The sequence below is a fragment of the Kitasatospora sp. RG8 genome, from assembly GCF_017813315.1.
Lineage (GTDB): Bacteria > Actinomycetota > Actinomycetes > Streptomycetales > Streptomycetaceae > Kitasatospora.
Map to the genome: position 1 here is coordinate 128033 of NZ_JAGIYX010000028.1, position 10061 is coordinate 138093.

Annotated in this window: 10 protein-coding genes and 1 tRNA gene; 4 read left to right on the forward strand and 7 right to left on the reverse strand. The window is 70.5% G+C overall.

Annotation, left to right across the window (positions count from 1 at the left end; all coding sequences use genetic code 11):
- Window positions 1-27: 27 nt before the first annotated feature.
- Together J5Y04_RS32175 and J5Y04_RS32180 are read right to left on the reverse strand one after the other, a co-directional pair.
- The gene (locus tag J5Y04_RS32175) at window positions 28-330 is read right to left on the reverse strand and encodes a co-chaperone GroES (protein WP_148645002.1); all 303 of its coding nucleotides are present in this window, start codon (window positions 328-330) and stop codon (window positions 28-30) included.
- A gap of 293 nt (window positions 331-623) precedes the next feature.
- Window positions 624-965, reverse strand: a complete 342-nt coding sequence (locus tag J5Y04_RS32180) for a DUF3618 domain-containing protein (protein WP_148644667.1) — start codon at window positions 963-965, stop codon at window positions 624-626.
- 143 nt (window positions 966-1108) lie between these two features.
- Between J5Y04_RS32180 and bcp the strand changes: the two genes are divergently transcribed.
- The gene (bcp, locus tag J5Y04_RS32185; RefSeq protein ID WP_209415914.1) at window positions 1109-1585 is read left to right on the forward strand and encodes a thioredoxin-dependent thiol peroxidase; all 477 of its coding nucleotides are present in this window, start codon (window positions 1109-1111) and stop codon (window positions 1583-1585) included.
- Window positions 1586-1708: 123 nt separating this feature from the next.
- Here the strand turns inward: bcp and J5Y04_RS32190 are convergent, their stop codons facing one another.
- Window positions 1709-4177, reverse strand: a complete 2469-nt coding sequence (locus J5Y04_RS32190) for a chitinase C-terminal domain-containing protein (RefSeq protein WP_374106156.1) — start codon at window positions 4175-4177, stop codon at window positions 1709-1711.
- Window positions 4178-4534: 357 nt separating this feature from the next.
- On the opposite strand from J5Y04_RS32190, the gene J5Y04_RS32195 reads away from it, so the two are divergent.
- Window positions 4535-5254, forward strand: a complete 720-nt coding sequence (locus J5Y04_RS32195) for an HNH endonuclease signature motif containing protein (RefSeq protein ID WP_209415916.1) — start codon at window positions 4535-4537, stop codon at window positions 5252-5254.
- 7 nt (window positions 5255-5261) lie between these two features.
- Window positions 5262-5345 (forward strand) — tRNA-Leu (locus tag J5Y04_RS32200).
- Window positions 5346-5413: 68 nt separating this feature from the next.
- On the opposite strand, the gene rdgB is transcribed toward J5Y04_RS32200, so the two are convergent.
- From rdgB to J5Y04_RS43030, 4 genes are all read right to left on the reverse strand, one after another.
- A complete protein-coding gene (gene rdgB / locus J5Y04_RS32205; RefSeq protein ID WP_209415917.1) occupies window positions 5414-6019 on the reverse strand; it encodes an RdgB/HAM1 family non-canonical purine NTP pyrophosphatase in 606 nt (201 codons plus the stop codon).
- A gap of 21 nt (window positions 6020-6040) precedes the next feature.
- A complete protein-coding gene (locus tag J5Y04_RS32210; RefSeq protein ID WP_209415918.1) occupies window positions 6041-6445 on the reverse strand; it encodes a hypothetical protein in 405 nt (134 codons plus the stop codon).
- Window positions 6446-6595: 150 nt separating this feature from the next.
- Entirely contained in the window at window positions 6596-7321 is a 726-nt protein-coding gene (gene rph / locus J5Y04_RS32215) for a ribonuclease PH (protein WP_209415919.1), read from the reverse strand.
- A gap of 256 nt (window positions 7322-7577) precedes the next feature.
- Window positions 7578-7964, reverse strand: a complete 387-nt coding sequence (locus J5Y04_RS43030; protein WP_256463596.1) for a glucose PTS transporter subunit EIIB — start codon at window positions 7962-7964, stop codon at window positions 7578-7580.
- Between the two features lie 252 nt (window positions 7965-8216).
- Here J5Y04_RS43030 and J5Y04_RS32225 point away from each other — a divergent pair, with 252 nt between their 5' ends.
- Window positions 8217-9506 carry a PTS transporter subunit EIIC gene (locus J5Y04_RS32225; RefSeq protein WP_209415920.1) on the forward strand — a complete coding sequence of 430 codons (1290 nt, stop codon included), beginning with the start codon at window positions 8217-8219 and terminating at the stop codon, window positions 9504-9506.
- Window positions 9507-10061 lie beyond the last annotated feature (555 nt).

Below are 10061 nucleotides of genomic sequence, written 5' to 3' on the forward strand. Positions count from 1 at the left end.
ACGGCCCGCCCGGGGCCGGTGGGGTCCTCAGAGGTACAGCCCGGTCGACCCCTCCGTGTCACCGAAGCGCATCGCCGCGACGGCGTGCAGGTCGCGCTCGCGCAGCAGCACGTACGTGGCGCCGCGGACCTCGACCTCCAGCTTGTCCTCCGGGTCGTAGAGGACGCGGTCTCCCGGCTCCACCGAGCGGACGCTCTGGCCCACCGCGACGGCCTCCGCCCAGGTGCACCTCTTGCTCAGCTCCGCGGTCGCCGGGATGAGGATGCCGCCGGTCGAGCGGCGCTCACCCTCGCTGCCCTCGGTCTTCACCAGGACGCGGTCGTGCAGCATCTTGATCGGCAGCTTCTCGCCCAGCCGGTCGTGGCGCGGCGAGTCGTGCTCCGGCGAGGCGGTCTTCGGGGTCGGTTCGTCGTTCGTACTCACGATCCCGAAGGTACCGCTCCCGGGCCCGCAGCGTGACGCTGGCCCGGAGTACGAGAAGCCCGCACGGGCGGTCCCGGGCCCCGCAGTCCCCCGGGGCCACGGGCGGTCCCGGGCCGCGCAGTCCCACAGGCGCGGGGAAAGGCGCCCGGGCATACGGAAGGCCGGGCACCGACGGCGCCCGGCCCCGTGAAACCCGCCGGTCAGCTCTTGCGGCGCTTCCGGGCCGAGGCGACCAGCAGCACCAGACCGGCGCCGACGAGCGCGGCCGGGACGACCCGCTCCTTGCGCGGCCGCCCGTCCTCGTCCACGAACTGCGCCTTGGCCTTCTCCACCAGCCCGCTGGCCGCCACGTAGGCACGGGCGGCCTTCTCCTCCACGGAGGCCACCGCCTTCGCCTTGACCTGGGCGGAGATCGTGGTCGGGTGGACACGCATGGCGAGCTCGTCCAGGGTCGCCGCAAGCTGGGTGCGGGTGCGGGAGATGTCCGCCTCGATCTGGGCGGTCGTCCTCGCCGAGTTGTCCTTCGTGCTCGCCTCGCCCACTCGGGCCACCCCAATTCACTGATGTTGTCCTGTGCGACTGACCCAGTTTGTCAGCTACCGCGAACGGCCGCGCGGCCCCACCCACCATCGGAGGTAAGTTTGCCGTGGTACGACCACCCGCCCACGCACCAGGAGAGTCCCCCGTGACTGAGCGTCTCCAGCCCGGCGACACCGCGCCCGCCTTCAGCCTGTCGGACGCCGACGGCAACCAGGTGTCGCTCGCCGACCACCTCGGCCGCAAGGTGATCGTCTACTTCTACCCCGCCGCGCTCACCCCGGGCTGCACCAAGCAGGCCTGCGACTTCACGGACAACCTGGAGGTCTTCGCCGGCGCCGGCTACGACGTCATCGGCATCTCGCCGGACAAGCCGGAGAAGCTCGGCAAGTTCCGCGAGGCCGAGGACCTCAAGGTCGTCCTGCTCTCCGACCCGGGCCACGCCGTCCTGGAGGCCTACGCCGCGTACGGCGAGAAGCAGAACTACGGCCGCACCTACCAGGGCGTGATCCGCTCCACGGTGATCGTGGACGAGCAGGGCAAGGTCGAGCGTGCGCTCTACAACGTGAAGGCCACCGGCCACGTCGCCAAGCTGCTGCGCGACCTCAAGGTCGAGACCGCCTGACGGGACGGCCCCGCGGGACGTCCCTGGCGACCGCCCGGCGGTCGCGTAAACGGAGCGGTGGCGGCGCACCCCCCGACCGGGTGCACCGCCACCGCCGTCTCTCACCTCGGTGAACCGCTGTCGTCAGCAGGTCCCGAGGTCGCTCCAGACGCCCCACGAGCCGCTCGCGCTCGGGTCGTCGCCCTTGGTCCACCACTTGTTCTGGTAGTAGTGGCCCTTCCACGACACCTTGGTGGTGGTCGCGTAGGTGGCCCCCGCGTCCCAGGCCGGCGCACCCGTGCAGGTGCCCGAGGTCGGGGTCGCGGTCGGGGTGACGGTGGGCGTCGCGGTCGGGGTGACCGTCGGGGTCACCGTGGGCGTGACGGTCGGGGTCGCGGTCGGCGTGGCCGTCTGCGACGGGGTCGGCGGCGCGGTGCCGCCGTCCACGGCGCCCCGGCTCAGATCACCCTTGAGGCCGTACAGCGTGCCGCCGACGTTGACCGTCCAGTTCGACGGCGTCGACACCGGCAGGTAGTAGACGAAGTCCATGTCGATCGACGCGCCCGGCGCCAGCGACTGCCAGCCCGGCAGCTTCACCGAGACCCGGTTGTAGGTGCCCTTGAGGCCGCCCACATTGCCCGGACCGGGGTTGTCCTGCTTGATGACGGTCAGCCCGAAGCCGGACTGGTCCTTCGCGTTGCCCGGAGCCGAGTTGCTGTAGTCGAACTGGAACTCCGTACCGCCCGGCAGGGTCGTCGTCGAGTTGTTGACGATGTGGATCTTCGGGTTGATCGGGTAGTTCGAGTCGCCCAGCGCGAAGTTGGTGAACGACACGTCGATCGGCAGGGTCTGCTGCGGCAGCGCGGTCGTCGAACGGACCGCACCGTACGGCGAGGCCGCCTTGAACTTGTCGTACATCAGCGAGGTCAGCGTCGAGCCCGGAACGTACTGGCCCTTGCCGCCGTTGGCGGCCGCGTCCCACTTGTAGTCGCCCGCGAGCTCCCAGATCATCGCGCCGCCGGCGCCCTGGTTGACGATGTAGTCCGCCTTGGCGCCCACCGACTGCTCGTCCTCGGTGGAGAGGAACACCTTCTTCGAGTCGTTCCACAGCCACGGCGCCACCAGCGAGGAGCTGTAGTTGCGGGCGTAGGTGCCCTGCAGGGCGGTGTCGGTCACGCCGTACTTGGAGAGGTAGTCGGGCACGATGCCCTTCTCCAGGTTCTTCGCGTGCCACATCGGGTTCGAGCCGGCCGGGGACTCCTTGCCCGCGTCGTCCTTGTCGTTCCAGATGTTGTCGATGCCGACGGCGCCGTCACCGCAGGTGGTCAGGCCGGAGCCGACCGGGCAGCTGTTGGTGGACGAGGTGCCCCAGAGGCCGTTCGTCCCGCCGGTGACGTTCTTGAACCCGCGCGTGTAGTACGGCAGGCCGACGTTGATCCGGCCGCCCGGCATCGCACCGCGGAAGTAGTGGTACGACCAGTCCGCGTTCAGGTAGCCGATCCCGCCGTACTGGCCGGTGCCGTACACGTTGGCCGCCGCCAGTTCGCCGTCCTTGCCGTCGTCGAACAGCGAGGCGTTCGGGCCGACGTACTTGTTCCAGGCGCCGTGCAGGTCGTACGACATGATGTTGACGTAGTCCAGGTACTGCGCCACCTGGAAGGTCTCCATGCCGCGCAGCAGGTAGCCGGACGACGGGGCCGCGACCGACAGCAGGTAGTGCTTGCCGTCGGCGGCGCCGGCCCGGTCCAGCTTCTCGCGCAGGGTCTTCATCAGCGCCGCGTAACCCTTGGCCAGCGAACCGCGCTTGGAGTTGGCGAGCTGCCAGTCCAGCGGGTTGCCCGCGTCCTTCATCGAGGTCGGGTACTCGTAGTCGATGTCGACGCCGTTGAAGCCGTACTTCTTGATGAAGTCGACCGAGGAGTTGGCGAAGGTGTCGATGCCCGCCTGGTTGACGCTGCCGTCCGGGTTGACGGTCATCGAGTAGAAGCCGCCGGAGTTGACGCGCTTGCCGTCGTCACCGAAGTAGCCGCCGGTCTCGGTCCAACCACCCACCGAGATCATGGTCTTGACGTTCGGGTACTGCTTCTTGAACTTCGTCAGCAGGTTGAAGTGCCCCTTGTAGGGCAGCGACGGGTCCAGCTCCGCACCGGGCACGCCCGGGAAGGAGATCCCGGTGGCCTCGTTCTTGTCGTCGTCGGTGCCGACGGAGATCTTGTTGTCGCCGCCGACGTGCCCGAAGGCGTAGTTCAGGTGGGTGACCTTGTCCCAGGGGACGTCGCTCACCAGGTAGGGCTGGGTCCCGTCCTTGCCGGTGCGCCAGCCCGTGAAGTAGCCGATGATGCGGCGCTGGTGGTCCGCGCCCATCTTCTCGCGGCCCTCGGTGTCGTAGACGCTGCAGTACGGGACGTCCACCCCGGGAGTCTGGTACATGCCGTCGGGGCGACAGGACGCGTTGTCGACGGTCGCGGACGCCTGCGAGGGCGCCGCACCCAGCGTCGCCACCAGCAGGCCCGCCAGGCCGGCGGCCGCCAGCGAGGCCAGACCCGCCCGGGCGGCGGGGTTCTTGGAGTGACGGGCGGCGGTGGGACGCCGCTCCGCCGTGGATCGGATCAACACTCGGTCCTCCGGGAGAGAGTGTCGGCGCGTGCCTGTGGGGGAGCACGCACGTGGGGGAATGCAGATTGGCGCCGAAGCTATGTGGTCTGAACCACATAGGTCAATAGGTCTGTACCAATTGGTCATCAAATCCCCAAGAGCGCAGGCCGAACGGCCGATCCACGACGGCCGGTCCCGGCCACTCCTCCGCACACCCACGACCACCCCGCACCGCCACCGGGAACCGCCGGCGGGGGCCGGGAACCAACGGCGGGAACCGCCGGTGGGAACCACCGGCGGGGCCGTAACCGAACGCCCCGACGATCGTTCACCCGCACGGGGGACGGGCGCACACCAGCCCGAAGGGGGACGACCATGACGGTCAAGTACACACGCGAACTGCTCGCGGCCACCGCGGCGGCGGCCGCCTCGCTCGACGAAATGCTCACCGCCCTCGGCAAGGAGCCGAACAAGGACCGGCGCAAGTACCTGCGCCGCAAGCTGACCGAGCACGCGATCGACACGTCGCACTTCCGCCAGGCCGGAAGCGTCTACACCCGCGAGCTCCTCCAGGAGGCCGTCTCGGCCTGCCGGAGCCTGGCGGGGGTCGTACGGTTCCTCAACCAGCGCCAGGCCGGCGGCACCCAGGCCCACATCGGCCGCCGGATCAAGGCGCTCGGCATCGACACCTCGCACTTCACCGGACAGGCCCACAGCCGCGGCAAGCGGGGCCCGACCCGGATCCCGGCCGAGCGGCTCCTCACCCAACGTCCGTGGGACGCCAAGCGGCTTCCCGGTGTGCGGATCCGCCGGGCCCTCGGAGAGCTCGGCCGCCCCGAGTTGTGCGAGGGCTGCGGCACCGGGCCCGAGTGGCAGGGCCGCCCGCTGACCCTGGAGGTCGACCACATCAGCGGCGACTGGTCGGACAACCGCCCCGGCAACCTCCGGCTGCTCTGCCCGAACTGCCACGCCGTCACCGACACGTACTGCGGACGCAACAAGAACAGGACCACCGCGCCGGACCCGACGGACGGCCAGGACGGCGGCACACCTCGAAATGGCGGTGTCCGTGGCCCGGACAAGCCCCTAGACTGAGGACCATGCGGCCTTGGCGTAACCGGCAGCCGCGCGGGTTTTAGGTGCCCGTGGGAGAAATCCCGTGAGGGTTCGAATCCCTCAGGCCGCACGATCCTTCACATCGAAGGCCCGCCCGGAGGCGATCTCCGGGCGGGCCTTCGCCGTTCCTGCCGCTCGTCAGCCCAGCAGCTCCCGCACCACCGGTGCGAGGGCGCGGAAGGCCTGGCCGCGGTGGCTGATGGCGTTCTTCTCGTCGGCCGTCATCTCCGCGCACGTGCGGGTCTCCCCCAGGGGCTGGAGGACCGGGTCGTAGCCGAAGCCGCCCTCGCCGGCCGGGGTGGTCCGCAGGGTGCCCAGGAGGCGGCCCTCGACGACGCGCTCGGTGCCGTCGGGCAGGGCGAGCGCCGCCGCGCAGAAGAAGTGGGCGCCGCGGTGCTCGGGGGCGATGTCGGAGAGCTGGGCGAGGAGCAGGTCCAGGTTGGCGCGGTCGTCGCCGTGCTTGCCGGCCCAGCGGGCGGAGAAGATGCCGGGGGCGCCGTTGAGCACGTCCACGCAGAGGCCGGAGTCGTCGGCGACGGCGGGCAGGCCGGTGGCCGTGGCCAGGGCGTGGGCCTTGAGGAGGGCGTTCTCGGCGAAGGTGACGCCGGTCTCGGGGACGTCCGGGATCTCGGGGTAGGCGTCGGCGCCGACCAGTTCGACGTCCAGGCCGGCGTCGCCGAGGATGGCGCGGAGTTCGGCGACCTTGTGCTGGTTGCGGGTGGCGAGGATGAGTCGGGTGGTCATGAAACCCACCCTAACCGGACGTCAGCCGGTGCAGACCTTGGTGAGGTTGCCCGCGGCGTCGCCGAGCGGCTTGAGGTCGGGGACCTGCTTGTTGTTGGCCGCCTGCTGGATCTTGTCGACCTGGGTGTTGAGGTCGGTGATGGCCTTGGCGACGTCGGTGTTGGAGGAGTTCTTGCCGAGCTGGTCGAGGTCGGCCTTGAGCTTCTGGAGGGCCTGCCCGGCGGCCGCCGCGTCGTTGTTGACGTTGTTGTAGGCGTTGACGACGTCGTTGACGTCGCCGGAGATCGTGATCGCGGTGTTGCCGCAGTCGATGGCCTTCTGCACGGCGGAGCAGCTGACCACGCTGAGCGGGAGGACGGCGATGAGAGCGACCACGGCGAGAGTGGCGGGGCGGGCGATGCCGGCGCGGGTGATGCTGTCGGGCATCAAGTCCTCCTCGTGGGCGCGGTTTCCGTTGAGGAGGGACGCGCGGAGGGTGCCCGTGGTTCCCGCAACGGTGTGCTGCGGGAACCGTACGGTCTCCGGGCAGGGCCTGTAAACGGCGGTTGCCCGGAGAGCCGCGGGTGGCCGGGGGGGTCAGCCCTCCAGGGCCTTGCGCTGGATCTCGTCGAGCTCGGCGCAGCCGAGGGTGCCGAGGTCCAGGAGGCGGTCGAGGAGGGCGCGGTCGAAGGGGGCGCCTTCGGCGGTGCCCTGGACCTCGACGAAGCGGCCGTCGGAGGTGCAGACGATGTTCATGTCGGTCTCGGCGCGGACGTCCTCCTCGTACTGGAGGTCGAGCATGGGGGTGCCGTCGATGATGCCGACGCTGACGGCGCTGACGCCGCCGGTGATGGGCTGCCCCTTGGCGCGGAGGATCTTCTTGTCGCGGGCCCAGGCGACGGCGTCGACGAGGGCGACGTAGGCGCCGGTGATGGCGGCGGTACGGGTGCCGCCGTCGGCCTGGAGGACGTCGCAGTCGAGGACGATGGTGTTCTCGGCGAGGGCGCGGTGGTCGATGACGGCGCGCAGGGAGCGGCCGATGAGGCGGCTGATCTCGTGGGTGCGTCCGCCGATGCGGCCCTTGACGGCTTCGCGGTCGCCGCGGGTGTTGGTGGCGCGGGGGAGCATGGAGTATTCGGCGGTGACCCAGCCTTCGCCGCTGCCCTTGCGCCAGCGCGGGACGCCCTCGGTGACGCTGGCGGTGCACAGCACCTTGGTGTCGCCGTAGGAGATGAGGACGGAGCCTTCGGCGTGCTTGCTCCAGCCCCGCTCGATGGTGATGGGGCGGAGCTGTTCGGGGGTGCGGCCGTCGATGCGTGACATAGGCACCGAGCGTAGCCGCTTCCGCCGGGTGGCCCCGGTACGCCCCGACCGGTCCGGAATCGCGTCTGCCGCGGCCGGGCCGGGGTGCGCCCGGGGGTGCGCCCGGGGGTACGGGGGTGCGCCCGCGGGTGCGGGGTCGGGCGCCCGGCGCCGGGGGCCCTGCCCTTCCGGCCGTTCCGGGCTGCCCGGAAGGACCTCGGCCCGCCGCCCCGGGAGGGGGCGTCGGGCCGGAGGGTGGTGAGCCGGGGGGCTCAGCTCACATCATGTCCTCGATGTCGGCGGCGATCGGGTCGGCGTCGGTGCCGATGACGACCTGGATCGCGGTGCCCATCTTCACGACGCCGTGGGCGCCGGCCGCCTTGAGGGCGGCCTCGTTGACGAGGGAGGCGTCCTTGACCTCGGTGCGCAGGCGGGTGATGCAGCCTTCGACCTCTTCGATGTTGTCGATGCCGCCCAGACCGGCGACGATCTTCTCAGCCTTGCTGGCCATCTGTTGTTCTCCCTCTGTCTCGGCCCGTCGGCTGCTCTGCCGGGTGCCGTCCTGCGCTGTGCTGGGGGTCCCCGGCCGAGGCCGGGGGTGGGTCCGTGCCGGTGCTGACGCGGATTCAGCGGCCGTCGCGCTGCACGGCAGTGCGACAAGCATCACCCGCCCAGGACCGGTATGCCACGTTAGTCCACTTTTGGCCCATTCTGGCGCGCACCGTCTGGATCTTCGTCCCAGGATGACGATCAGCGGGGCTTCCGTCCCGGCGCGCGCTGCCTGCGTCTCCAAGAGTGGTCTACACCAATATATGTGTACTCCGATGAACGCAGGAAGGGCCCCGGGTGTTCCTGAGTCCCGTCCAGCGGTCCCGCAGGGGGCCACCGGCCGGCTACTGCTCCCGGAGGGCGAAGGATGAGTTCGGCAGGCGCCACAGCCCCGCAGACCACGTGGTGGCACACCTTCTACGGCGGGCTCCAGAAGATGGGCCGCTCGCTCCAGCTGCCGGTCGCGGTGCTGCCGGCCGCCGGCATCCTCAACCGGCTCGGGCAGCCGGACGTCTTCGGCAAGGACGGACTCGGTTGGGACAACGTCGCCAAGGTCTTCGCCGCGGCGGGTGGCGCGCTGCTGGACTCCTCGCTCGGCCTGCCGATGCTCTTCTGCATCGGAGTCGCGATCGGCATGGCGAAGAAGGCGGACGGCTCGACAGCGCTCGCGGCCGTGGTGGGGTTCCTCGTCTACTACCAGGTGCTGCACGCCTTCCCCGAGGACTGCAAACCGCCCACGATCCTGGTCGGCAACCAGTGCGTGGACTACACCTCGGCGAAGGCGGCGGCCGCGACGTACCAGAACCCGGGGGTGCTGGGCGGCATCCTGATCGGCCTGATGTCGGCCTGGCTCTGGGTGCGCTTCCACCGCACCAGGCTGGTGGACTGGCTCGGCTTCTTCAACGGCCGCCGCCTGGTCCCGATGATCACCGCCCTGGTGGGCATGCTCGCCGCCTGCCTCGCGGTCTGGGCCTGGCCGCCGATCGGCCGCGCCATGAACGACTTCAGCCAGCACCTCGTCGACCTGCAGTCGGGCGGCGCCGGCATCTTCGGCGTCTGCAACCGCGTGCTGCTGCTGATCGGCATGCACCAGCTGCTGAACACCTTCGTCTGGTTCCAGTTCGGCTCGTTCACCAAGCCGGACGGCATGGTCGTGCACGGCGACATCCCGCGCTTCCTGGCGGGCGACCCGACGGCCGGCCAGTTCCAGTCCGGCTTCTTCCCGATCATGATGTTCGCGCTGCCGGCCGCCGCCCTGGCGATCGCGCACTCCGCCAAGGTGCACCGCCGCAAGGAGATCTACGGTCTGATGCTCTCGGTCGGCCTGACCTCCTTCGTCACCGGCGTGACCGAGCCGATCGAGTACTCCTTCGCCTACGTCGCCCCGGTGCTGTACGCGGTGCACGCCCTGCTGACCGGCGCCTCGATGGCGGTGACCTGGGCCCTGGGGGTGCACGACGGCTTCAGCTTCTCGGCCGGCCTGATCGACTACGTGATCAACTGGAGCCTGGCCACCAAGCCCTGGATGATCATCCCCATCGGGCTCGGCTTCGCCGCCGTGTACTACGCGCTGTTCCGGTTCATCATCGTGAAATTCGACATGAAAACACCCGGGCGCGAGGACGAGGACCAGGTCGAGGACGTGACCAAGGCATAAACCGAGCGTCACCACGTGCCTTCCGAAAAGGCCTTCGGACCACCGGTCCGGGGGCCTTCGGCATATCCGGAACAGGGCGATGGTCCCGATACGGAACTCCGGCTATTCCGCGGCCGGGAAATTCGACGGCGCCCCTGAACGCGACCTGCGGCCCCACCCGGGCCGTGCCCCGGCCCACCCGGGCACGGCCCGGGCGGGGCGCCCGCCGAAGCCCTGCCGGAGGGAGAGCCGGACGGGGAACCGGACGGGGGCCGAACGGAAACCGGACGGGAACCGGGTGGGGGAAGATCGCCACCGCGACCGCGACCCGGTGGTCGGCAATCCGCCGCAACTGCGTCACCGGGGCACCGCCACGGGTTTCACCCGGCAAATGGGAAGGCCCGGCGGAGCGCAACGGCAATGCGGCGGCGATTTCCGGACGGCGGCCAGGGGGGCCGGAACGCCCTCGCGCTCCCCCGCGGCCGGCTGCCCCGGACGCCGCCCGGCCGACCGGTCCGCGGCCGGCTGCCCCGCCTCCGCCCCGCCCCTGCCGCCCCCGGACACCCGCGCGCGCCG